The 22,237-nt window shown below is 73.4% G+C and carries 20 protein-coding genes and 1 tRNA gene; 17 read left to right on the top strand and 4 right to left on the bottom strand.

Annotation, left to right across the window (positions count from 1 at the left end):
* Positions 1 to 238: 238 nt before the first annotated feature.
* The gene (locus tag ACZ49B_RS28335; protein WP_468311294.1) at positions 239 to 1,090 is read right to left on the bottom strand and encodes a LysR substrate-binding domain-containing protein; all 852 of its coding nucleotides are present in this window, start codon (positions 1,088 to 1,090) and stop codon (positions 239 to 241) included.
* A 165-nt stretch (positions 1,091 to 1,255) separates the two neighbouring features.
* Here ACZ49B_RS28335 and ACZ49B_RS28330 point away from each other — a divergent pair, with 165 nt between their 5' ends.
* Positions 1,256 to 2,308 carry a bile acid:sodium symporter family protein gene (locus ACZ49B_RS28330; RefSeq protein ID WP_468311270.1) on the top strand — a complete coding sequence of 351 codons (1,053 nt, stop codon included), beginning with the start codon at positions 1,256 to 1,258 and terminating at the stop codon, positions 2,306 to 2,308.
* 9 nt (positions 2,309 to 2,317) lie between these two features.
* Positions 2,318 to 2,749 carry a (2Fe-2S) ferredoxin domain-containing protein gene (locus tag ACZ49B_RS28325; protein ID WP_468311268.1) on the top strand — a complete coding sequence of 144 codons (432 nt, stop codon included), beginning with the start codon at positions 2,318 to 2,320 and terminating at the stop codon, positions 2,747 to 2,749.
* A 120-nt stretch (positions 2,750 to 2,869) separates the two neighbouring features.
* Here ACZ49B_RS28325 and fdhD read toward each other — a convergent pair whose 3' ends face one another.
* Positions 2,870 to 3,706: a formate dehydrogenase accessory sulfurtransferase FdhD gene (gene fdhD, locus ACZ49B_RS28320; RefSeq protein WP_468311292.1), complete on the bottom strand. Its 837-nt coding sequence runs from the start codon at positions 3,704 to 3,706 to the stop codon at positions 2,870 to 2,872.
* 218 nt (positions 3,707 to 3,924) lie between these two features.
* Here fdhD and ACZ49B_RS28315 point away from each other — a divergent pair, with 218 nt between their 5' ends.
* The 11 genes from ACZ49B_RS28315 (at position 3,925) to ACZ49B_RS28265 (ending at position 16,653) form a co-directional block, all read left to right on the top strand.
* Positions 3,925 to 4,866, top strand: a complete 942-nt coding sequence (locus ACZ49B_RS28315) for a beta-ketoacyl-ACP synthase III (RefSeq protein WP_468311267.1) — start codon at positions 3,925 to 3,927, stop codon at positions 4,864 to 4,866.
* 160 nt (positions 4,867 to 5,026) lie between these two features.
* Positions 5,027 to 5,488 carry a hypothetical protein gene (locus ACZ49B_RS28310; protein WP_468311265.1) on the top strand — a complete coding sequence of 154 codons (462 nt, stop codon included), beginning with the start codon at positions 5,027 to 5,029 and terminating at the stop codon, positions 5,486 to 5,488.
* 144 nt (positions 5,489 to 5,632) lie between these two features.
* Positions 5,633 to 5,717: transfer RNA gene (locus ACZ49B_RS28305), tRNA-Leu, on the top strand.
* A gap of 104 nt (positions 5,718 to 5,821) precedes the next feature.
* Complete coding sequence (locus ACZ49B_RS28300; RefSeq protein WP_468311263.1) at positions 5,822 to 6,307, top strand: hypothetical protein; 486 nt, start codon at positions 5,822 to 5,824, stop codon at positions 6,305 to 6,307.
* 206 nt (positions 6,308 to 6,513) lie between these two features.
* Positions 6,514 to 8,109, top strand: a complete 1,596-nt coding sequence (locus ACZ49B_RS28295) for a serine/threonine-protein kinase (protein ID WP_468311290.1) — start codon at positions 6,514 to 6,516, stop codon at positions 8,107 to 8,109.
* Positions 8,110 to 8,325: 216 nt separating this feature from the next.
* Positions 8,326 to 10,149, top strand: a complete 1,824-nt coding sequence (locus ACZ49B_RS28290; protein WP_468311289.1) for an AMP-dependent synthetase/ligase — start codon at positions 8,326 to 8,328, stop codon at positions 10,147 to 10,149.
* 113 nt (positions 10,150 to 10,262) lie between these two features.
* Complete coding sequence (locus ACZ49B_RS28285; RefSeq protein ID WP_468311261.1) at positions 10,263 to 11,531, top strand: ABC transporter substrate-binding protein; 1,269 nt, start codon at positions 10,263 to 10,265, stop codon at positions 11,529 to 11,531.
* 10 nt (positions 11,532 to 11,541) lie between these two features.
* On the top strand, positions 11,542 to 14,451 hold the full coding sequence (locus tag ACZ49B_RS28280) for an ABC transporter permease subunit (protein ID WP_468311259.1): 2,910 nt from the start codon (positions 11,542 to 11,544) through the stop codon (positions 14,449 to 14,451).
* A complete protein-coding gene (locus ACZ49B_RS28275; RefSeq protein ID WP_468311257.1) occupies positions 14,448 to 15,221 on the top strand; it encodes an ABC transporter ATP-binding protein in 774 nt (257 codons plus the stop codon). The genes ACZ49B_RS28280 and ACZ49B_RS28275 overlap by 4 nt, the downstream gene beginning before the upstream one ends.
* A gap of 105 nt (positions 15,222 to 15,326) precedes the next feature.
* Positions 15,327 to 16,175, top strand: coding sequence for an aldo/keto reductase (locus tag ACZ49B_RS28270; protein ID WP_468311255.1), 849 nt, complete (start codon positions 15,327 to 15,329; stop codon positions 16,173 to 16,175).
* A gap of 7 nt (positions 16,176 to 16,182) precedes the next feature.
* Positions 16,183 to 16,653: an RICIN domain-containing protein gene (locus ACZ49B_RS28265; RefSeq protein WP_468311254.1), complete on the top strand. Its 471-nt coding sequence runs from the start codon at positions 16,183 to 16,185 to the stop codon at positions 16,651 to 16,653.
* 84 nt (positions 16,654 to 16,737) lie between these two features.
* On the opposite strand, the gene ACZ49B_RS28260 is transcribed toward ACZ49B_RS28265, so the two are convergent.
* Complete coding sequence (locus ACZ49B_RS28260) at positions 16,738 to 17,043, bottom strand: 4a-hydroxytetrahydrobiopterin dehydratase (protein WP_468311253.1); 306 nt, start codon at positions 17,041 to 17,043, stop codon at positions 16,738 to 16,740.
* A gap of 207 nt (positions 17,044 to 17,250) precedes the next feature.
* On the opposite strand from ACZ49B_RS28260, the gene ACZ49B_RS28255 reads away from it, so the two are divergent.
* Both ACZ49B_RS28255 and ACZ49B_RS28250 read left to right on the top strand, forming a co-directional pair.
* A complete protein-coding gene (locus ACZ49B_RS28255; RefSeq protein WP_468311252.1) occupies positions 17,251 to 19,065 on the top strand; it encodes a hydroxysqualene dehydroxylase in 1,815 nt (604 codons plus the stop codon).
* 25 nt (positions 19,066 to 19,090) lie between these two features.
* On the top strand, positions 19,091 to 19,882 hold the full coding sequence (locus ACZ49B_RS28250) for a helix-turn-helix domain-containing protein (RefSeq protein ID WP_468311250.1): 792 nt from the start codon (positions 19,091 to 19,093) through the stop codon (positions 19,880 to 19,882).
* On the opposite strand, the gene ACZ49B_RS28245 is transcribed toward ACZ49B_RS28250, so the two are convergent.
* Complete coding sequence (locus ACZ49B_RS28245; protein ID WP_468311248.1) at positions 19,868 to 20,290, bottom strand: hypothetical protein; 423 nt, start codon at positions 20,288 to 20,290, stop codon at positions 19,868 to 19,870. The genes ACZ49B_RS28250 and ACZ49B_RS28245 overlap by 15 nt on opposite strands.
* Before the next feature lie 311 nt (positions 20,291 to 20,601).
* On the opposite strand from ACZ49B_RS28245, the gene ACZ49B_RS28240 reads away from it, so the two are divergent.
* Positions 20,602 to 21,636 (top strand): hypothetical protein, encoded by a 1,035-nt coding sequence (locus tag ACZ49B_RS28240; RefSeq protein WP_468311247.1) that lies wholly within the window; start codon positions 20,602 to 20,604, stop codon positions 21,634 to 21,636.
* Positions 21,633 to 22,196, top strand: a complete 564-nt coding sequence (locus tag ACZ49B_RS28235; protein ID WP_468311245.1) for a toxin-antitoxin system, toxin component — start codon at positions 21,633 to 21,635, stop codon at positions 22,194 to 22,196. Before ACZ49B_RS28240 ends, ACZ49B_RS28235 begins: the two co-directional genes overlap by 4 nt.
* The last annotated feature ends 41 nt before the right edge of the window (positions 22,197 to 22,237 follow it).

The following is a 22,237-nucleotide window of genomic DNA, read 5'->3' as shown; positions in this document are numbered from 1 at the left end:
CCCCGCCCCCCCCCCCCCACCCCCCACCCCCCCCCCCCCCCCCCCCCCCCCCCCCCCCCCCCCCCCTCCCCCCCCCTCCCCCCGCCCCCCCCCCCCCGGCAGCGGCGCCGCAGACGCGAAGGGTCCGGGGTGTGCACCGGGAAACGGAGAAAGGGCGGGGGCGGGGAGAGGAGCCCCGCGCAGCGGCAGCAGCCCGCGCGGCGGGCCCGGGGGCTCGGGGGGCGGCCCCCGGTCAGGGTCAGGCGGGGCGGGTCAGGCGGTCCGCGCCCGAGAGGATCGCGGCAGCCAGCGCCTCCGCCGCCTGCGAGCTCCGCTCGCCCCGCAGCAGCGCGAACTCCACCGGCCCCAGCTCCGGCAGCCCCGGCACCCGCACCAGCCCCGGCGGGATCAGCCCCCGCGTGTGCGCCATCACGCCCAGCCCGGCCCGCGCCGCCGCGACCAGCCCGCTCAGGCTGCCGCTCGTGCACGCGATCCGCCACCCCCGCCCGGCCCTCTCCAGCACCTCCAGCGCCCGGGCCCGGGTGATCCCCGGCGGCGGGAAGACGATCAGCGGCACGGGCCGGTCCGGGTCCACCCGCAGCCCCTCCGCGCCGATCCACACCATCCGGTCCCGCCACACCAGCCGGCCCCGCTCGTCCCCCGGCCCGCGCCGCTTCGCCAGGACGAGGTCGAGCCGCCCCGCGTCCAGCCGTTCGTGCAGGGTCCCGGACAGCTCGACCGACAGCTCCAGTTCCACCTCGGGATGCTCGTGCCGGAAGCCCTCGAGGATCTCCGGCAGCCGGGTCAGCACGAAGTCCTCCGACGCCCCGAACCTCAGCCGCCCGCGCAACCGCGTCCCCGTGAAGTACGCCGCCGCCCGCTCGTGCGCCTCCAGGATGGTCCGGGCGAAGCCCAGCAGCGCCTCGCCGTCCTCCGTCAGCTCCACGCTGTGCGTGTCCCGCAGGAAGAGCTGCCGACCCGTCGCCTCCTCCAGCCGCCGTACGTGCTGGCTGACCGTGGACTGCCGGACGCCGAGCCGCCCGGCGGCCTGGGTGAAGCTGAGCGTCTGGGCCACCGTGAGGAACGTGCGCAACTGGACGGGGTCGTACATGGCGGGCATGGCTCCATGCTGCCACGGCCATCACGAACCGCAATGACAGTCAGTGCGGTGTGCGGGTTTCCCGATCACCGGCCCGAGCGCCACGATGAGGGGCACCCGGGCACCAGGGGCACGCCCCCGCCCCGCCGCCACCACGACAGCGAGAGAGCCCCGTACATGCGCCGCCCGCAGATACCCTCCCGGCTGCCCCTGGACCCGTACGTCCTGGCCCTCCTCGGCACCGTCGGCCTCGCCGCGCTGCTGCCCGCCCGCGGTCCGGCCGCCTCCGTCGCCGAGGGCGCCGCCACCGGGGCCGTGGCCCTGCTCTTCTTCCTCTACGGTGCCCGGCTGTCCACCCGCGAGGCCCTCGACGGCCTGCGCCACTGGCGGCTCCACCTGACCGTACTGGCCTGCACGTTCGTCCTCTTCCCGCTGCTCGGCCTGGCCGCCCGAGGGCTGGTCCCCACCCTCCTCACGCCCCCGCTCTACAGCGGACTGCTCTTCCTCTGCCTGGTCCCCTCGACCATCCAGTCCTCGATCGCCTTCACCTCGATCGCCCGCGGCAACGTCCCCGCGGCGATCTGCGCGGGCTCCTTCTCCAGCCTCGCGGGCATCCTCCTCACCCCGCTCCTCGCCGCCGGCCTGCTCGGCAACAGCGCGGGCGGGTTCTCACTCGACTCCCTGCTCAAGATCGTCCTCCAGCTCCTGCTGCCCTTCCTGCTGGGCCAGGTGCTGCGCCCCTGGGTCGGCGGTTTCCTGGTCCGCAACAAGAGGGTCCTCGGCTTCGTCGACCGCGGCTCGATCCTGCTCGTCGTCTACGCCGCCTTCAGCGCGGGCATGGCCGCCGGGATCTGGCACCAGGTCAGCGTCCCGCGCCTGGCCGCCCTGCTGGCGGTGGAGGGCGTACTGCTCGCCGCCATGCTCCTGGTCAGCTGGTACGGGGCGAAGCGGCTCGGGTTCGGGCGGGCGGACCGGATCGCCATCCAGTTCGCCGGGTCGAAGAAGAGCCTCGCGGCCGGACTCCCCATGGCCAGCGTGCTGTTCGGGGCCCAGGCGAGCCTCGCGGTGCTGCCGCTGATGCTGTTCCACCAGATGCAGCTGATGGTGTGCGCGGTGCTGGCCCGCCGCCGTGCCGGGGACCCCGGGGCCACAGCGGGCGCCGAACTGCCCGCCGGACATGTGGTGGAGGTCTCCCCCGGCGCCCAACACCCGGCCCCGCAGGCTCGGTAACGTGCGGCGGTGACTTGGATTCGCCCGCTCGCCGCGCACGCCGAACGCCCCTGCACCCTCGTGGTCTGCCGCGGCTGCTGCTGCGGCGACCCCCGCAAGAACCCCGGCTCCGACCACGCCGGCCAGCTGGCCCGGCTGCGCGAGGCCGCCGCCGCGTCGGGGGGCCGGCTGGCCGTCCGTACGAGCGACTGCCTCGGGCCGTGCGCGCAGGCGAACGTCATCGTGGTCCAGCCCACCACCGAGGCCCGCCGCCGCGGCGCCCGCGCGACCTGGTTCGGCTGGGCCCTGGACGACACCGCGACCGACGAGGTCATCGCGTGGGCGGAATCCGGCGGCCCGGGCGTCACCCCGGTCCCGGCGACCCTGGACCTCCACCGCATCGACCCGCCCGAGCCCCAGCCCAGGCCGGAAGCGAAGCGCCGCACCCGCCGGGGCCGCTGACCGGAGGGTCCCAGGGCCGCCGGGCCGCCCGGCCACGGCCGACGGGCCACGGCCGACTGCCGACGAGCCGAAGCACCGTAGGGCCGTAGGGCCGGACCTCGGAAACGCGCCGGGGAGCCGCTACAGAGTGATCCGTTCCTCGCCCGCGTAGATGTTCATGTTCTGTCCGCGCAGGAAGCCGACCAGGGTCAGGCCCGACTCCAGCGCCAGGTCCACGGCCAGCGAGGACGGCGCCGAGACGGCGGCCAGGATCGGGATGCCCGCCATCACCGCCTTCTGCGCGAGCTCGAACGAGGCCCGGCCGGACACCAGCAGCACCGCGCCCTCCAGCGGGAGGAGTCCGGCCCGGAACGCCCGGCCGACGATCTTGTCGACGGCGTTGTGCCGGCCGACGTCCTCCCGCAGGTCCAGCAGCTCGCCCTGCGGGGAGAACAGCCCGGCCGCGTGCAGGCCGCCGGTGCGGTCGAACACCTTCTGCGCCGCACGGAGCCGGTCCGGCAGCTCGCCGAGGAGCTCCGCGGGAATCCGTACGGTGTCTTCGGCCGCGCTCCGCTGGAGCGGGAAGCGGGTCGCCGTGCGCACCGCGTCGAGGCTGGCCTTTCCGCACAGGCCGCAGGAAGAGGTGGTGTAGACGTTCCGTTCGAGCGTGATGTCCGGAAGCGGGACGCCGGGCGCGAGCTGCACGTTGACGACGTTGTAGGTGTTCGAGCCGTCCTCCGTCGCCCCCTCGCAGTAGGTCACGGCCCGTACGTCCGACGCGGAGCCGAGCACGCCCTCGCTCACCAGGAAGCCCACCGCCAGCGCGAAATCGTCGCCGGGGGTGCGCATCGTGATCGCGAGCGGCTTGCCGCTCAGCCGTATCTCCAGCGGCTCCTCGGCGACCAGCGTGTCCGGGCGGACCCCGGTCACCCCGTTCCGCACCCGGATGACACGACGGCGCTCGGTGACCCGTCCCATGGTGATCAGCCCGCCCGTTCTGTCCTCGTCGCGCACCTCGTCGTGCAGCTGACGAGCCCATTCTCCCGGATCGCCGTTCCACGGCGCTCCCGGCAGGAAGATCCTCCGGAATCTCCAAATTCAGGGCAGGTAATCCTGTTGGGTCACGTGCACATGTACCCACCAGTAGCAGGTCAAGCTGGGTGATCCTGACTTCCGTACGAGGGGGGACCCCGCCCATGACCGGTTCACGCGTGGTGGCGCTAGGGCACTACCAGCCCGCGAAAGTGATCACCAACGAGGACCTCGCGGCGATGGTCGACACCAACGACGAGTGGATCCGCTCCCGGGTCGGCATCAAGACCCGGCACATGGCGGGCCCCGACGAACCGGTGGACGAGCTGGCCTTCCAGGCCGCGGGCAAGGCCCTCGCCGGCGCCGGCCTGTCCCCCGACGACATCGACCTCGTCCTGGTGGCCACCTCCACCGCGATCGACCGTTCGCCCAACATGGCCGCCCGCGTCGCCGCCAAGCTGGGCATGGGCGGCAGCCCGGCCGTCATGGACCTCAACGTCGTCTGCTCGGGGTTCACCCACGCCCTGGCGACCGCCGACCACGCGATCCGGGCCGGCTCGGCCACCCGGGCCCTGGTCATCGGCGCCGACAAGATGACCGAGATCACCGACTGGACCGACCGCACCACCTGCGTGCTGACCGGCGACGGTGCCGGCGCGGCCGTGGTCGAGGCCTGTGAGGAGCCGGGCATCGGCCCGGTCCTGTGGGGTTCGGTCCCGGAGATGGGCCACGCGGTCCGGATCGAGGGCTCCCCGCCGGTCTTCGCCCAAGAGGGCCAGTCCGTCTACCGCTGGACCACCAGCCAGCTCCCGCCGCTCGCCCGCAAGGTGTGCGAGAAGGCCGGGGTCACCCCCGAAGAGCTGGCCGCCGTCGTCCTGCACCAGGCGAACCTGCGGATCATCGAGCCGCTCGCCGCGAAGATCGGCGCCGTCAACGCGGTCGTCGCCCGCGATGTCGTGGACTCCGGCAACACCTCGGCCGCCAGCATCCCGATGGCCCTCTCGAAGCTGGTCCAGCGCGGCGAGATCCCCACCGGCGCCCCGGTCCTCCTCTTCGGCTTCGGCGGCAACCTCTCGTACGCGGGCCAGGTCATCCGCTGCCCTTAGGGGGTGTCTTGGCCGGGGCGTAGAGGGCAGGGTGACTCCTCAGGGGCATACGACCTGAGATGTACGCGGATCCCGCCCGGTGGAAGGACGCGCCGGGCCGGGGCGGGGCCGGAGGATGAAGGCACGCACGCCATCCGCCGCCGAGGGAAGCGAACGCCGCATGATCCGCAGGTCCGTCATCCTGACCACCGCCGCAGTCGTCTCGGCCGTGGGGCTCGCGACCGTGGTCGCCCTCCCGGCCGCGGCCGACTGGTACGGGAACCGCCACCAGGAGGCGGGCACGTACGCGACGGGCGCCGAGGCGAAGACGGCTCGGGCCTCGGTCCCGCGCTGGTTGGCGGACGACGCGACGTCGGTGCAGTACGCGATGAAGACGACGGGCGGCGACCGCCTGCTGACGGCCACCCTGCCGGACGAGCGGCTCCCGACCCCGTGCACGACGGAGCCGCGGCCACACGCGCAGGAGGTCCCGCTCGCGGAGGACTGGTTCCCGAAGGACGCCCGGGGGAAGGCCACCGCGCGCTGCGGCCTGTACTACGCCTACATGGACGGCACCACCCTCTACGCGTGGCAGCACAACGACGACTGGCTGAGGGCCGAGCGCACCGCGGCGGCCCGCTGACCCGCGAGACACGGCGTCTCGCTGCCCCTTCGGGGGCATGCGTGCAGGTCAGCGAGCGGCCCGGGCCCGAATACCTGGTCGGAACCACTCCGATCCTTTGCTATTGTTGTCCTTGTCGCCGCGGGAAACCGGGGCCGACCACCGGTCCGGGTGGCGGAATGGCAGACGCGCTAGCTTGAGGTGCTAGTGCCCTTTATCGGGCGTGGGGGTTCAAGTCCCCCCTCGGACACAGAGCATCAACCCCACTTCGGTGGGGTTTTTTGCGTTCCCGGCGCGGGCGCCGTCGCACAGCCGTGGTTTCATGCCTGATCAACAGGAGATGAGGGGGGACTCATGACAGGAACCGTCGTGGTGCGGGCGGACGAGCCGGGGCTGGGCCGGGCAGGGACCTTCCACGTGGTCGTCGACGACGTGGTGGTCGGCCGGGTCGAGCAGGGAACCACCGCACGGTTCCCGGTAGCCGTCGGCACCCACACGGTACGGGTCGCCGGGAAGGACCGGACCCGCTCCAACACCGTGACGGTGGAAGTGGCCGAGGACCAGGACTCCTTGGTCACGGCCCAGGGGACCGGTCTGAAGGCCGCCGTCCTGCTTCCCCTGCTCGCGGGGATCACGGTCCCCCCGGTCTACGTGGTCGTCTCCATCGTGCTGATCGCCGTGCTGTTGCGCGCCTGCCCCGGCCTGCTGTTCCGGGTCCGGGCCGATGGTGGCACCGCCCAGGGTGCGGCGGTCGCCGAGGAGGAGTACACCGGGACCGGCTTGTGGTGGGAGTCGGACCCGGCGCTCGCCAAGCGGTTCCGCAGCAATTCCAACACCTGACGCTCCCGGTGCACGGCCCCGCTCCCTCGATTCCGGCGCCGTGGGCTTGCGTTGCCCGCCCCTGTTCGCAGAGGGAGGCTCCTGATGTGCGGCATCATGGGGCGCCACGGGGTCGGAGGGGAAGCAACGTGTCGCACGACGGGCCGGACAGCAGCATCGTGATCGCCGGGCGGTACCGCCTGGAGAAGCGGTTGGGCAGAGGCGGCATGGGGACCGTCTGGCGGGCCTCCGACGAGCTGCTCGGGCGTCCCGTCGCCGTCAAGGAGCTCCATGTCGACGGGGGCGCCGACGCCAAGGCCGCCCTGCGGGAGGCCCGGACCGTCGCCCAGGTCAGGCATCCGCACGTCGTCGTCGTCCACGACGTCGTGGAGCACGACGGGCGCCCCCACATCGTCATGGAACTCGTCGACGGCGGCTCGCTGGCCGACCGGCTCGGCACCGAAGGGCCGCTCAACCCCGCCGAGACCGCGCGCACCGGGCTGGCCCTGCTCGGCGCCCTGACCGCGGCGCACGCGCGCGGCGTGCTCCACCGGGACGTCAAGCCGGCCAACGTCCTCATGGAGGCCGGGACGGGCCGGGTGGTGCTCACCGACTTCGGCATCGCACGGCTCGCCGGGTCCACCACGATCAGCGAGACCGGCGCGTTCGTCGGCTCGCCCGAGTACACCTCCCCCGAGCGCATGCAGGGAGCCGAAGCCGGACCCGAGTCCGACCTGTGGTCGCTCGGCGTCCTGTTGTGCGCGGCGCTGACCGGTGAGTCGCCCTTCCGCCGCGATTCGCTCGGCGGGGTCCTGCATGCCGTCGTGTACGACGAGATCCGGCCGCCCGCACAGGCGGGGCCGCTGGTTCCGGTCATCCGCGGCCTGCTGGAACGCCTCCCGGAGCGGCGGATGGGGGCGGCGGAGGCCGAGCGGCTGCTGTCGGCGTACGTGAGCACCGGCAAGGTCCCCGTCATCGCCGACCGGGTACCGGCACCGGTTCCGGTGACCGCGCCGCCGACCGGGACCGCGTCCGGCGCCGGCGCGGGCGCGGGCGCCGCGGTCGGCTACTCGCCGACCGAGCACGTCCCACAGCCGTCCGCCCGGCGGGCCCGGCCCGCTCTCCGGGCGGGGCTGATCGCCGCGCTGTTCGCCGTCGCGGTCGCCGGCGCCGTGGCCGTCACCTCGCAGTTCGGCGGCCGGTCGGCGGACGGCGCACGGGAGACGACGCCTGCCGCCACCGCCTCCGGATGGAGCCGGGCCTCCGCCGGCGCCGCCGACGCCAAGCCCGCGCAGACCTTCACGCCGACGGCGACACCGGCCCGTACCGCGCCCCCGTCGGCGCCTGCGGCCGCCAAGCCCGCGCCCGCCGGCTACCGGTCCGTCTCCGACCCGGCGGGCTTCAGCCTTGCCGTACCCGACGGCTTCCAGCGCTCCACCGACGCCGAGCGGGTCTTCTACGTGTCGCCGGACGGGGCCTTCCGGATCGGCGTCAAGGTGAAGCCGGCAGTGTCCGACGGGCCGGTCGCCGTCATGCGGCTCTCGCACGCGAGCGGCCCGGCCACGAACCCCGGTTACCGCGACGGCACGGTCGTCCCGACCACCCACGACGGGCTGCCCGCCGCCCTCTGGGAGTTCACGTGGAACGGCTTCACCGCTGCCGAAGGCGCCCGGCACACCTTCGACGTCTGCTGGGACGAGAACGGGCGCATGTACGACGTGTGGGTGTCCGCGCCCGTCGGCCGGCTCGCGGAGGCGCGGAGCCACTTCGACGCGGCGCTGGACTCCTTCGTTCCGGGCGGGCCGGCAGCCGTGGACCACTGAGCCCGCGCCCCGCCGCCTCCCGTCCGGCGCACGATCGGCGGGGCGCCCGGCGTTTCCGGGCCGTCGCCGCGGGGAGTGTCTCCCGGACGGCCCTTCCGCACCTCCGGCCGGCCCTTCCCCAGCTCCCTGGGGAGGTCTTGTGGAGGTCTTCGCACGGTGATCAACCGCGGGGAGGTGTGGGGTAGCGTCGCCGCGCTGCGCGGAGAGGAGCGGGGCATGCGCGAGATCACCGTCCCACCAGTCGTTGTTGCGGCGCCCGTCGGCGGGCTCGCCGACGCCGTCTTCCGGCATGCCCAGGAGGATCCCGGCCGGGTGGTGCTCGGACGCAAGACCGACGGGGTCTGGCGGGACGTGACGTCCGGGGAGTTCGCCGCCGAGGTGCTCGCGCTGGCGAAGGGGCTGCTGGCCCAGGGGGTCCGGTTCGGGGAGCGGGTCGCCGTCATGTCCCGGACCCGGTACGAGTGGACCCTGTTCGACTTCGCCCTGTGGGCGGTCGGCGCGCAGCCCGTCCCCGTCTACCCGACCTCGTCCGTCGAGCAGGTGCACTGGATCCTGCAGGACTCCGACTGCACCGCCTGCGTCGTCGAGGACGAGGACCAGGCCATGACCGTCGGGTCCGTCATCGAGCGCCTCCCGCACCTGAGGCGGCTGTGGCAGCTCGACGCGGGGGCCGTCGAGGCGCTCGTCGCGGACGGCCGCGGGGTCGCCGACGACCTGGTGCACCGGCACCGCGCCGCGGTCACGCCCGACGCCGTCGCCACCGTGATCTACACGTCGGGGACCACGGGGCGCCCCAAGGGCTGTGTGCTCACCCACGGCAATTTCATGTACGAGGCCGACACGATGGTGGCCCGCTGGGAGTCGGTCTTCCAGGCCGGGCCGGGCGAGCAGCCCTCCACGCTGCTGTTCCTGCCGCTCGCCCACGTCTTCGGGCGGATGGTGGAGGTGGCGGCCGTCCGGGCGCGGGTGAAGCTCGGGCACCAGCCGGTGCTGGCTGCGGCCGAGCTGCTGCCGGACCTCGCCGCGTTCCGGCCGACGTTCGTCCTGGGGGTGCCGTACGTCTTCGAGAAGGTCTTCGCTGCGGCCCGTCGCAAGGCGGAGGCGGAGGGGCGCACGGGTCCCTTCGACCGGGCGGTCGAGGCGGCCGTACGGTACGCGGAGGCGCGCGAGCAGAAGGCGTTCGGCCTCGGGCCGGGCCCTTCGGCGACGCTGCGCATGGAGCACCAGCTCTTCGAGAAGCTGGTGTACGGGAAGGTCCGCGAGGCGATGGGCGGCCGGGTGCGGCACGCCATGTCGGGCGGGTCGGCGATGTCGCGCCGCCTCGGGCTGTTCTTCGACGGGGCCGGGATCACGGTGTTCGAGGGCTACGGGCTGACCGAGTCCTGCGCGGCGGCCACCGCGAACCCGCCGGGCGCGACGAAGTACGGCACGGTGGGCCGGCCGATCCCGGGCAGTACGGTGCACATCGCCGACGACGGGGAGGTCTGGCTGCACGGCGGCCACATCTTCAGCGGGTACCTCAACGACCCCCGTTCCACGGAGGAGGTGCTCCGCGGCGGCTGGCTGGCGACGGGCGACCTGGGCCGGCTGGACGAGGACGGGTACCTCACCATCACCGGGCGCAAGAAGGAGATCCTGGTGACCTCCAACGGCAAGAGCGTCTCGCCGACCGCGCTCGAGGAGCGGGTGCGTTCGCATCCGCTGGTCGCGCAGTGCGTACTGGTGGGCAACGACCGGCCGTACGTGGCCGCCCTGCTCACGCTGGACATGGAGGGGATCGCGCACTGGCTGTCGATGCGCGGCCGCCCGCAGATACCCGCGGCGCAGCTGGTCCACGACCCGGATCTGACGGCGGAGGTCCGGCGGGCGGTGGTGGCCGCGAACACGCTGGTCTCGCAGGCCGAGGCGATCCGCACCTTCCGGGTGCTGGCGGAGCAGTTCACGGAGGAACAGGGTCTGCTGACGCCCTCGTTGAAGCTGAAGCGGCGGGCGATCGAGAAGGCGTACGCGATGGAGGTGGCGGCCCTCTACCAGCCCTGACGGTCCCTGCACCAGATAGCTGACGATGCGTCACTTGACCTTTGTCCGCGATATTGACGATCCGTCAGGTCGCCCACAGAATGCGGGGATTCCGACCGGAGGGGATCCCACACATGTTGCGACCGATCCGCACCCTGGCCGCCGCGGCGGCGGCGCTCGCGCTCGTCTCCGCCTGCAACTCCGCCTCCGAGAGCGGCTCCCCCGGCAAGCCCGACGCGGGCGCGGCCGCCAACTTCCGCGGGGTGACCGACCGGTCGATCAAGGTCGGTGGCATCGTCTCCATGACCAGCGCCAGCGGCTACAGCAAGAAGGACACCGATCTCGGGGCCAAGGCCCGGTACCTGCGGGCCAACGCGGAGGGCGGGATCCACGGGCGCACGATCGAGTACCTGGGCGCGGAGGACGACGGCCAGGACCCCGCCAAGAACATGGCCGCCGCCCGCAAGCTCGTCCAGCAGGACAAGGTCTTCGCGATCTCCCCGATGAGCTCGGTCACCTTCTCCGGCGCCGACTTCCTGGAGCAGGAGAAGGTCCCCACCTTCGGCTGGGGCACCCTGCCCTCCTTCTGCGGACCCAAGTACATCTACGGGTTCAACGGCTGCCTGGTCCCCTCCCCCGGCGGCACCCTGAACCAGACCTGGCCCGAGGGCATCGCCCAGATCCTCGGCGGGGCCAAGGGCAAGTCCGTCGCGGTCATCGCCAACGACAGCGACGCCGGAAAGTTCGGCATCCGCACCTTCCAGCAGGGCTTCGCGAGCGCCGGGTTCACGGTCTCCTACGCCAAGGCCTCCGTGCCCGCCACGGCGGTGCCGAGCGACTGGTCGGCCTATGTGAAGGACATCCTGGCCGGCAATGACGGCAGGGCTCCCGACGCCGTCGTATCGGTCATGCAGACCCCCAACAACATCGGCCTGTTCACCGCCCTCAAGCGCGCCGGGTACAAGGGCGTGCTCTCCGACCCCACCGACTACGACCCGGGGCTGCTCGCCAAGGACGCCACCAAGCAGGCGCTCGACGGGGTGCACGTCCTGCTCCAGTTCGAGCCCTTCGAGTCGACGAGCCCGGCCATGGCGCAGTTCAAGGCGGACATCAAGGCCGCCTCGGGTGGTCAGGAAGTCCCGCTGAACATGCACATGTTGACCGGTTACATGTCGGCGGACCTGTTCGTGTCCATCGCGCAGAAGGCGGGCAAGGACCTCACGGTCACACACTTCCAGAACGCCGCGCAGAGCTTCTCCGACGCCGGCACCCTCGTAGGCGACCGGGCCGAGCCCAAGGGGCAGAAGGACAGCTTCGGCTGCGGTGCACTGGTCCAGCTGAAGAACGGGGCGTACGAGGTCTCCGTACCGTTCAAGTGCCACGCGCCGATCCCCTTCAAGTAGGCCCGGTCCCATGGGAGATCTGCTCGTCTTCGTCCTGAGCGGTCTGGTCTCCGGAGCCCTGTACGCACTGCTCGCCACCGGGCTGGTGCTGTCGTACTCGGCGTCCGGGCTGTTCAACTTCGCGCACGGGGCCACCGCCTACCTGTGCGCGCTGACCTTCTACGAGGTGCACTCCGGGCTGGGGTGGCCGGCGGTCCCGGCGGCCCTGCTGGTGGTGTGCGTACTGGCCCCCGGGCTCGGGTGGGGGCTGGACCGGCTGATGTTCCGGCGGCTGGCGCGGGTCGGCGAGACCGCGCAGATCGTGGCCACGATCGGGCTGCTGGTCGCGCTGCCGTCGGCCGGGTTGTGGGCCGTCGAGCTGCTGGGGGATGCGGGCGCGCCCGTGAAACCCGCGGAGAACCAGTTCGGGCTGCCGGGGGTGGGGCCGAGCCCGGCGAAGTCCTGGCAGCTCACGGACGGCGTCGGCATCGACTCCGACCAGCTGATCACCTGGGTGGTGACGGCGTTCGTGGCGGTGGCCCTGTGGGTGCTGATGCGGCACACGCGGCTGGGGCTGCAGCTGCGGGCGGCCGTCGACAACCGCTCGCTGACCGAGCTGCGCGGGATCAGCGCCGACCGGCTGTCGTCGGTGGCGTGGATGATCGCCTCCGCGCTGGCGGGACTGGCGGGGGTGCTGGCGACGCCGCTGCTGGGGCTGTCGGCGCACGACTTCACCCTGTTCCTGTTCGTCTCGGCGACGGCGGCGGTGCTCGGGCGGTTCGCGTCCGTGCCGCTCGCGTTCGCGGGCGGGCTGGGGCTGGGGGTGCTGCAGAACCTGGTGGCCGGGTACGCGTCGTTCGCCGAGGGGATCACCGGGTTCCGGACGGCGGTGCCGTTCCTGATCCTGTTCGGCGGGCTGCTCGTACTGACCCGGCGGGCCCGGACGGCGGGGACCGCGGCCGTGGACGCGGCGCCCGTGGACCATCTGGCGGGAGCCTCGTGGGGACGGCGCTGGGGGGTGTGGGCAGCGGCCGCCGGGGTGTTGTGCGTGGCGTTCTACACGGTGACCACGCCGTTCTGGAGCGGGCTGCTCGCGCAGGGGCTGGCCCTCGGGCTGGTCTTCATGTCCTTCACCGTGGTGACCGGGCTCGGTGCGATGGTGTCGCTGGCGCAGGGCACGTTCGTGACGGGGGCCGCGCTGGTGGCGGGGCTGCTGATGAGCCGGGGCTGGCCGTTCGTGGCGACGCTGGCGGTGGGGACGTGCGTGGCGGCGCTGCTCGGGGCACTGGTCGCGCTGCCGGCGCTGCGGCTGGGTGGGCGGACACTGTCGCTGGCGACGCTGGCGCTGGCGTTCCTCGCGGACCAGGTGCTGTTCCAGCTGCGCTGGCTGCGGAACGGTGACTCCGGGTGGTCGGTCCCGAGGCCGGTGTTCGGGCCGGTGGACCTGGGGGACGACCGCGCGCTGGGGGTGGCGCTGGTGGTGGTCGTCGCGGTGTGCGCGGCCGGGCTGAGCGCGCTGCGGAACTCGCCCTCGGGGCGGGCGATGCTGGCCGTACGGTCGGCGCCCGCGGCGGCGATGGCCTCGGGGGTGTCCGTACTGCGCACGAAGCTGCTGCTGTTCACGCTGTCGGCGGGGCTGGCCGGGTTCGGGGGCGTGCTGGTGGCGTCGTACAACACCCGGATCACGGCGACGGACTTCACGGCGATGACGGGGCTGGTGTGGCTGGCGGTGGTGGTGGCGGCGGGGGTCCGGCGGCCGCAGTACGCGGTGGTCGCGGGGGTGGTGTTCGCGGTGGCCCCGCGTCTGCTGGCCGACTACGTGACGGAGTCCGCGCACCTGCCGGTGATCCTGTTCGGCCTGGCGGGGTTGGCCCTGGCCAACGATCCGGACGGGTATTGCGCCGCCGTTCCGGTGCGGCTGGCCCTGCGGGCGGCCAGGGCCTCCGGCGGGGGTGCGGGGGCGGCCGGGGCCGCCGGGGCCGCGGGGGTTGCCGGGGCCGCCGAGCCGGTGGGGGCTGCCGAGCCGGTGGGGGCTGCCGAGCCGGTGGGGGCTGCCGAGCCGGTGGGGGTTGCCGGGGCCGCTGCCCTCGCGGGGGCTGCCGAGCCGGGGCCGGAGGCGGGCCCTGCGGGGCTTTCCCCCACCCCGCCCCTTCCCGAAACCGGGCTGCGCCCGGCCCCCTTGCCGGGGCTCCGCCCCCGGACCGCCGGGCTTCGAACGCCGGCCGGGCCGGGCGGGCACCACCCCGGCGCGCCCGCCCTGGAGCTGCGCGGGGTCACCGCCGGGTACGACGGGGGACTCGTACTGCACGGGGTCGACCTGGCCGTCCGGAAGGGCGAGATCCTCGCCGTGCTCGGGCCGAACGGGGCCGGGAAGAGCACTGCCTGCCGGGTCGCCGCCGGACTCCTGCCCGCCGTGAACGGAGCGGTCCTCGTACGCGGGCGGGACGTGACCCGCGAGCGGGCCGTACGGCGCGCCCGGTCCGGGGTGCTGCTCGCCCCCGAAGGGCGCGGCATCTTCCCGGCGCTGACCATCGAGGAGAACCTCGCGCTGTACCTCCGCGAGGCGGACGCGCGGGCCGCCGTCTACGACCGGTTCCCCCGGCTCGGGGAGCGGCGGGGCGTCCTCGCCGGGGCGCTGTCCGGCGGGGAGCAGCAGATGCTGGCCCTCGCACCGCTGCTGCAGCGCCCGCCCGAGGTGCTGATCGCCGACGAGCCTTCGCTGGGGCTCGCTCCCCGCGTCGTGGAGGAGGTGTACGCGGTGCTGTCCGAGTTGCGGGGCGCCGGGACCGCGCTGTTGCTGGTCGAGGAGAAGGCCGCGGGGATCCTCGGAGTCGCCGACACCGTCGCGTACCTCTCCCGGGGCCGGGTGTCCTGGTGCGGTCCGCGCGCCGAGGTGGAGGCCGACCGGCTCACCGCGGCCTATCTGGGGATGGCGCGATGACGGGGCCTTACGTACTGGAGGGCGCCGGGATCAGCGTCCGGTTCGGCGGGGTGAAGGCCCTCACCGGGGTGGACCTCGGGGTCCGGGCCGGCGAGGTGTGCGGGCTGATCGGGCCGAACGGGGCCGGGAAGACCACGCTGTTCGACGTGCTGTCCGGGATCCGGCGGCCCGACCGGGGCCGGATGCTGCTCGACGGGACGGACATCACCCGGCGCTCCCCGGTCTGGCGGGCCCGGCACGGGATGCGCCGGACCTTCCAGCGGCAGCAGCTGTTCGGGCAGCTGAGCGTGGCCGACAACGTGCTCGTCGCGCAGGAGTGGCGCGGTGGCGGGGGCGGGATCGCCGCCGACCTCCTCGGCTCCCCGGCCCGGCGCCGCCGCGAGCGGGAGCGGCGGGAGCAGGGCGGGCGGGTGCTCGCCTCCTGCGGGATCGGCGCGCTGGGGGCGGCGTACGCGGGCGGGCTGCCGGTCGGTCAGGCCCGCATGGTCGAGCTGGCCCGCGCCGTGGCAGATCCGCCACGGGTGCTGCTGCTGGACGAACCCGCGTCCGGTCTGTCGGCGCCCGAGCGCGATCAGCTCGCGGGGGTCGTGCGGCGGCTGGCCGAGCAGGAGGGGTGCGCGGTGCTGCTGGTGGAGCACGACGTGGCCTTCGTGATGGACCTGTGCACCCGGGTGGTCGTCCTGGACCTCGGCACGGTCCTCGCCGGGGGCACCCCCGCCGAGGTCCGTGCCGATCCGCTCGTCCGGGAGGCCTACCTGGGAACGTCCTGACGGTGTGTCCGGTCCCGGTGCGCCGCCCCGGCGGGAATACGCTCGCCGGGGCGGCGGGTCGTCGCCCCTCGTACCCCGTCCGTCGATCCGAGGGAACAGCCAGACGTGAACGACGCCCCCGCCATCCGGCTCAACAACGGCACGCTCATGCCCCAGCTCGGGTACGGCGTCTTCCAGGTCCCGGACTCCGAGGCCGCGCAGGCGGTCGGGGCCGCGCTGGAGGCGGGGTACCGGAGCATCGACACGGCGGCCGCCTACGGCAACGAGGCCGGCACCGGCGAGGCCATCGCCGCCTCCGGGCTACCGCGCGAGGAGCTCTTCGTCACCACCAAGCTGTGGAACGGGCGTTCCCGGACCTGGCAGCGCGACGACGTGCTGCGCGCGCTCGACAACTCCCTCGCCAAGCTGGGCCTCGACCACCTCGACCTGTACCTGATCCACTGGCCGCGCCCGATGCGCGACGACTTCCTCACGATCTGGAAGACCTTCGAGGAGATCGCGGAGAGCGGCCGCTCCCGCGCGGTCGGCGTGTCGAACTTCCGCCCGGCCGACCTGGAACGGCTCGGCGCCGAGAGTGCGCTGGTCCCGGCGGTGAACCAGATCGAGCTGCACCCGCTCTTCCCGCAGGCCGAGCTGCGCGCCCTGCACTCCCGGCTCGGCATCGCCACCGAGGCCTGGTCCCCGCTCGGCCAGGGCAAGGAGCTGCTGACGCTCCCGGCCGTCACCGAGGCCGCCGCCCGGCACGGGCGCTCCCCCGCCCAGGTGGTACTGCGCTGGCACCTCCAGCTCGGGAACATCGTGATCCCGAAGTCGGTGACGCCCTCCCGGATCCGGGAGAACCTGGACGTCTTCGGCTTCGAACTGGACGCCGCCGACCTCGCCGCGCTGGACGCACTGGGCACGGGTCCCACGGCCGGGCGGATCGGGCCGGACCCCGCCGCCTTCGACGTCTGAGGCGCGGATGAGCCTGCCCGACGGGGTCTACCTGATCCGGAACGTCGCCAGCGGTCTGCTGCTCCAGCTGGAGGGCGGTACGCGGGTGCGGACGGGGCCCGAGGATGCGGCCGGTCCCCCGGCCGCCCGGCAGTGGCGGATCTCGCCCGTGCACAGCGGCGGCGGGATCGTCCACGTCGTCAGCGTGCACAACGACAAGCGGCTCGATGTCGCGAACGCGTCGACGGAGAGCGGCACCCGGGTCCAGGTGTGGCGGCCGAACGCGTTCGGCGCGCAGGAGTGGATCGTCGAGGAGCATCTCGACGATCCCGGTGTGGTGTCCCTGATCGCCTGTATCAGCGGGCTGCCGCTGGAGGGGGACGACGAGGGCCGTGCCCTCCAGTGCGAGGACACCGACTCGCCGTCGCAGTGGTGGCGGCTGGAGCCGGTCCTTCCCGGCCCGGGCAGGGCGGGTGGGGCGGGGACGGCCTCGTCGTAGCGCGCCGGGCGGGCGGGTTCGCACCGGGGTGCGGGGGCGCCGTCGGCTGCTCCCGCACCCGCCCGTGACCCCCGCCCGTCGTGATCAGCTCGCGCCGTGGACGGGGGCGAGGGCCTCGACCCGCTCGGCGAGCGCGAAGTCGGCGCCGGTGACGGCGTCGCCGGCGCTGTGCGTGTTCACCGACACCCGGACCGTGTTGTAGCCGAGGGTGAGGTCGGAGTGGTGGTTCAACTCGTCCTGGACCGCGGCGATGTGGGTGACGAGAGCGCTCGCCGCGAAGTGGGTTCCCAGCCGGTAGGTGCGGATGATCCGGTCGTCCTCGAAGGCCCAGCCGGGGAGTTCCCGCAACCGGTCCTCGATCTCCTTCTGCGAAAGCGGCTCGTCTGCCATCGGCATGCTCCTTCACCGTTCGTGGACCGACTCCTGACGTGGAGTCAAGGTTCCCACAGCGCACGCCGGAGGGAGGTTTCGCGCCATAGTGCGTGCGGGTACTTCCGCGCCTTCCGGGTCTACGGTGCCGCCCCTATGCTCCTGCGCCGGACGTGACTGTTACCGCCGGTAATGCACACCCCACCGAAGACTCCGAAGGGCTTCCTCATGACGCGCACGGGCAGTTCGAGGCGCACGTTCATCGCGGGCGCGGGGGCGGCGGCCACCGCCGGGGCGCTGGGGGCCTCCGGGGCCCTGGCCGCCCCCGCCCAGGCCCAGAGCCAGACCCGGTCCCCGGCCGCGGCCCCGGCCCCGAAACCCACCGGCCGCCGCGTCGCCGTCCTCGGCGGCGGGGTCGCCGGGCTCACCGCGGCCCACGAACTCGCCGAGCGCGGCTACGCCGTCACCGTGTACGAGCGCCGGGCGCTCGGCGGCAAGGCGCGCAGCATGGACGTCCCCGGCAGCGCCCGCGGCGGCCGCCGGCCCCTGCCCGCCGAGCACGGCTTCCGCTTCATCCCGGGCATCTACCACAACCTGCCCGACACGATGCGGCGCATCCCCTTCCCCGGCAACGCCCACGGCGTGTGGGACAACCTCGTCGCCCCGCCCGAGATGATGTTCGCCCGGGCCGGCGGCCGCGAGGACCTGCGCGCGCCCATCCCCTGGCCCGGCCACTCCTCCGCCGAGCTGACGCCCGACGAGATCCGCCGTGCCCTGACCGGCATCCTGCAGTCACTCGTCCGGCTGCCGCCGCACGAGACCGCGTACTTCGTCGACCGCGTGCTGGTCTTCCTCACCAGCTGCGACGAGCGCCGCAACGAGGTCTGGGAGCACACCCCCTGGTGGGAGTTCGTACGGGCCGCACAGATGTCGAACGAGTACCAGCGCATCCTCGCCGTGGGCATCACCCGCAACATCGTCGCGACCAAGGCCGAGGAGGCCTCCACCCGTACCGTCGGCGCCCTGGGCGAGGCCTTCGTCTTCAACGCACTGGGCCGCGGCGCGGACGGGCCGCCGGACCGGATCCTCAACCTGCCGACCAACGAGGCCTGGATCGACCCGTGGGAGGCCCATCTACGCTCCCTCGGCGTGGAGTTCAGGATCGGCTGGACGGTGCAGGAGGTGCAGTACGGCAACGGCCGGGTGAGCGGGGTCGTGGCGCTGGACCCGGCGGGGGCCCGGCAGACCGTCACCGCCGACCACTACGTCAGCGCGCTGCCGGTCGAGCACGCCCGGCGCACCTGGAGTGCGGGGCTGCGGGCAGCGGACCCGATGCTGGGCCGCTGCGACCGGCTGGAGACCGACTGGATGACCGGCATCCAGTTCTACCTCACCGAGCGCGCACCCCTCGTCCACGGGCACCTCAACTGCATCGACTCGCCCTGGTCGTTGACGGCGATCCAACAGGCCGAGCACTGGCCGGCCCGGGACTTCCCTGCCGACTACGGCGACGGGGTGGCGGTGGACTGCCTGTCGGTGGACATCTCGGACTGGGACGAGCCGGGGATCCTGTACGGGAAGACGGCCAAGCAGTGCACCCGCGAAGAGGTCGCCCGCGAGGTGTGGGCGCAGCTGAAGGCCTCCCTCAACGACACCGGCAAGGCGCTGCTGACGGACCGCACCCTGCACTCCTGGTTTCTGGACCCGGGGGTGGACGGGCTCGGCACCCCGAATCCGACCAATCAGGACCAGCTGCTGATCCACCCCACCGGCACCTTCCACAACCGGCCGAGCGCGGACACCCGCGTCCCCAACTTCTTCCTCAGCGGGGACTACGTGGCCGTCGACATCGACCTGGCGACGATGGAGGGCGCCAACGCCTCGGCCCGCGCCGCCGTCAACGCCCTGCTGGACAGGGACGGTTCGAAGGCGGAGCGGTGCACGGTCCTGTCGATGTACCGGGCTCCGGAGTTGGAGTCCTTCAAGCGGCACGACCTGTGGCGCTACCGGCTCGGTCTGCGCAACGTCTTCGACCTGGGCTGACACCCTCTGGGCTACCGTCGTGGGCATGACCTCCACCTCGTCCGTCGGAGCCCTGCTGCGTACCTGGCGGGAGCGGCGCGGCATCAGCCAGCTGGAGCTGGCGGGCCGCGCCGACTCCTCCTCCCGCCACATCAGCTTCATCGAGACCGGCCGGTCCCGGCCGAGCGAGGAGATGCTCCTGCGGCTCGCGGACCGCCTCGACGTGCCGGTGCGCGAGCGCAACGCCCTGCTCCTCGCGGCCGGTTACGCCCCGCGCTACGCACAGACCCCGCTGGACGACCCCTCCATGGAGGCGCTGCGCGAGGGCCTGGAGCGGCTGCTGACCGGCTACGAGCCGTATCCGGCGCTGGTCGTGGACGCCACGTACCAGGTCGTCGCCGCCAACCGCGGCATCGCGGTGCTGCTCGACGGTCTGCCGGAGCACCTGCTGGTGCCGCCGCTCAACGCCATGCGGATCACCCTGCACCCGGAGGGCCTGGCGCCGAGGATCCGCAACTTCGCGCAGTGGCGCGGGCATCTGCTGGCACAGATGGAGCGGCAGATCGCACTGGCCCGCTCCGCACCGCTGCGCGCCCTGTACGAGGAGGTGTCCGCCTACCCGGTCGCCGACCGGCCGGGGGACGCCGCACCCGAGGACGCCGTCCCGCGCATCGCGCTGCCTCTGGTGATCGAGCACGACGGGCACCTGCTCTCCTTCGTGTCCTCGATCGCCACGTTCAACACGCCGATGGACGTGACCGTCGCCGAGCTCGCCGTCGAGACCCTCCTGCCGGCCGACGCGGCCACCGTGAAGTACCTGCGCTCACTGGGGACTTGAGCCGGAACGCAGCGCCAGCCGCTGGAAGAGGGCGAAGGCCCCGACGACGAGGGCCTGCAGCGGGATCCACACCAGGCCGGCCGTGGTGGGCGCGTCCCAGAGGAAGAGCGAGGCCAGGCTGACGGCCACCCAGGCGCAGTTGGCCTCGACGACGCCCTTCACCGCCGGGACCGGCGGTCGGCGGCGCGTGGCCAGCCATCCGACGCCGGCCCCGAAAAGGGTCAGGAACAGGCCGAGTTCGAACAGGGTGGCCTGGCCGACGCCGAGGATCCGGCCGAGCGGGGCCGAGAAGGCGGCGTACGCGAGGCCGTTCCCGGCGGTGACCACGGAGTCGAGCGCGAGGAGCCGGCGCAGCGCGGTCTGCGGGACGGTGGTACGGGCGGCGCTGCCGGGCAGGGTTGCGGACATGGCGGATCAGCCTCCGTCGAGGGTCGGGGCGGGGCACGGCCGGGCGGCCACGCACTCGAATGCGCTGGTGGGGACGGGTCCCGAGGCCGAGTGCGCGGACTCGGGACCCGATGGCTCCACTGTGCCCCGCGGCCCGCAGCGGGGTCGATTACCTCCGGGGTCATGCCGGGCCCGTCGGCGGTCGTGCCCAACCTTCTTTGACTCACATCGCAAGAAAGGTGGGAGATCTCCTGTTTCGCCGGGGGGCTGCGGGCTACGCTGCACGGAGCCGAAGCTCTCGAACGTCCTCTCGACATACGGAGAACCTCACGGTGCCAGCCGCTGCCCGACCCGACCTGGCCTCGGCCTGGGCCCGCGTCGCGGCATTGGCGGAGCGCAGCGACCGGGACCCGGCCGAGGTGCTGTCCCCCGAGCGGCTGAGCCGTCTCTGCGGGGTCGAACCCGCGCTCGTCCCCCGGCTCGTCGCCGGGACGGCGCCCGAAGTGCCGCTGTACCGGCGGGTGCACCGGCGCTTCCTGCGGCTGCGGGCCACCCGCCGCGACAAGCACGGCCGGGAGTGGTCCCTCGCCGCCATCGCGGAGGACTTCCAGGCGCCCGGCGCCTCCCTCGGCCCCCTCAACGCGGGCACCGGGATGCCCCGGCTGGGCCACGCGGCGGGCGTGCAGCGGTTCTTCGGGGTCTACGCCGGCTTCCTCCTCGCCGACAGCCAGTGCGCGGTGGAGCACGCCCTCGCCACCAGGGGCGCCGACGCCGTGGACGACCTCGAGCACCTCTCGTACCTGACGGGCATGCCCCCGCACGACATCCGACTCACCCTCGACGGCGCACCGCCCCGGCTCCCGCTCAAGGAGCAGGTGCACCAGCGGTTCGAGCACCTGCGCCGCACCCGGCTGCGCGCGAACGGCCAGCCCCACTCCCTCACGGCCATCGCCCACTCCTTCGACGCGTCGGGGCAGTCGCTGACCCGTCTCGCGCGCGGTGAGGGCCTGCCCAACCTCGCGGCGGCCGCCGGGATCCAGCGCTTCTACGGGGTCGACGGCGGCTTCTTACTGGCCGACGACACCGAGGCGCTCGCCACCGCGCTCTCCGGGATCGAGCACGAGCTGGAAACCGCCGGACGGAACGCCGAAAACCCGGTGCTCGCCGTGCTGCGGGCGCACGATGTACGGAGCATCGTCACGCGGGCCGGACGGCTCTCTCCGGCGGGCTGGAAGTCGCTGGCCGACCACCTCGACGACCTGCTGGCCCGCGAGGGCCAGCTGGGGCGCCCGGGCGCGGGCAGTGAACGCCCGCTCCGCGCGGCGGTGCCCGACGACCGTAAGGCTGCCGAGGGGGGAGCGCCATGAGGACCACACGGACCATGCGGAAACTCGGCGGAGATCTGCTGGCGGATGCGCGCCTGGCGCAGCCGGCCGATGCCGCCGAGATCATCGGGAGTCTGTGCGCCGCGTACGGCCGCCGGCGCGGCGGCCGGCCGGTGGAGTTCCGGTTCGCCGGATTCCCGCCCGACACGGCCAGCGGGCTGTGGCTGGAGATGGAGGAGCGCGACCTGCTCGTCATCGAGGAGCGCACCCGGCCCGAGCACCAACTCGTCATCGCCTGCCACGAGTTATGGCACTTGGAGGAAGGCACGTGTGACAGCCACGGTCCGGGCATGGCCGTGGCGGCGCGGCTCACGGGGCAGCGGGGCGATCTCGCCGAGCTGCTGCACTCGGAGGCCGGACTGGGCAGCGTGGTCCGGCAGGCGGCCGCCCGCGCCGACCGGGAGGATCCGGCGGAGATCCGGGCCGAGACCTTCGGGCTGTACCTCGGCCAGGTCCTGAAGGCGTACTTGCCGGGGCCCCGCGAGGAACGGTTCCCCGAGGCGATCGAACGCATCAAGTCCTCGCTCGGATGGGGCCGTTGAGTGCACGTCCCCAGGGCGTACCGATGACGCGCGTACCGATG

This window comes from Streptomyces sp. NPDC031132, from assembly GCF_055570595.1.
Note: the sequence above shows the minus strand (reverse complement) of the source record. Positions and strands in the feature narration are given on the sequence as shown.

Bases quoted from the DNA above. Each gene is read 5' to 3' on its own strand.
- ACZ49B_RS28245 (WP_468311248.1), bottom strand. From the start codon at position 20,290: ATGTCCGCAACCCTGCCCGGCAGCGCCGCCCGTACCACCGTCCCGCAG.
- ACZ49B_RS28280 (WP_468311259.1), top strand. From the start codon at position 11,542: ATGGGAGATCTGCTCGTCTTCGTCCTGAGCGGTCTGGTCTCCGGAGCC.
- ACZ49B_RS28300 (WP_468311263.1), top strand. From the start codon at position 5,822: ATGACAGGAACCGTCGTGGTGCGGGCGGACGAGCCGGGGCTGGGCCGG.
- ACZ49B_RS28295 (WP_468311290.1), top strand. From the start codon at position 6,514: ATGGGGACCGTCTGGCGGGCCTCCGACGAGCTGCTCGGGCGTCCCGTC.
- ACZ49B_RS28255 (WP_468311252.1), top strand. From the start codon at position 17,251: ATGACGCGCACGGGCAGTTCGAGGCGCACGTTCATCGCGGGCGCGGGG.
- fdhD (WP_468311292.1), bottom strand. From the start codon at position 3,706: ATGGGACGGGTCACCGAGCGCCGTCGTGTCATCCGGGTGCGGAACGGG.
- ACZ49B_RS28250 (WP_468311250.1), top strand. From the start codon at position 19,091: ATGACCTCCACCTCGTCCGTCGGAGCCCTGCTGCGTACCTGGCGGGAG.
- ACZ49B_RS28285 (WP_468311261.1), top strand. From the start codon at position 10,263: ATGTTGCGACCGATCCGCACCCTGGCCGCCGCGGCGGCGGCGCTCGCG.
- ACZ49B_RS28260 (WP_468311253.1), bottom strand. From the start codon at position 17,043: ATGGCAGACGAGCCGCTTTCGCAGAAGGAGATCGAGGACCGGTTGCGG.
- ACZ49B_RS28235 (WP_468311245.1), top strand. From the start codon at position 21,633: ATGAGGACCACACGGACCATGCGGAAACTCGGCGGAGATCTGCTGGCG.
- ACZ49B_RS28290 (WP_468311289.1), top strand. From the start codon at position 8,326: ATGCGCGAGATCACCGTCCCACCAGTCGTTGTTGCGGCGCCCGTCGGC.
- ACZ49B_RS28330 (WP_468311270.1), top strand. From the start codon at position 1,256: ATGCGCCGCCCGCAGATACCCTCCCGGCTGCCCCTGGACCCGTACGTC.
- ACZ49B_RS28310 (WP_468311265.1), top strand. From the start codon at position 5,027: ATGATCCGCAGGTCCGTCATCCTGACCACCGCCGCAGTCGTCTCGGCC.
- ACZ49B_RS28335 (WP_468311294.1), bottom strand. From the start codon at position 1,090: ATGTACGACCCCGTCCAGTTGCGCACGTTCCTCACGGTGGCCCAGACG.
- ACZ49B_RS28265 (WP_468311254.1), top strand. From the start codon at position 16,183: ATGAGCCTGCCCGACGGGGTCTACCTGATCCGGAACGTCGCCAGCGGT.
- ACZ49B_RS28315 (WP_468311267.1), top strand. From the start codon at position 3,925: ATGACCGGTTCACGCGTGGTGGCGCTAGGGCACTACCAGCCCGCGAAA.
- ACZ49B_RS28275 (WP_468311257.1), top strand. From the start codon at position 14,448: ATGACGGGGCCTTACGTACTGGAGGGCGCCGGGATCAGCGTCCGGTTC.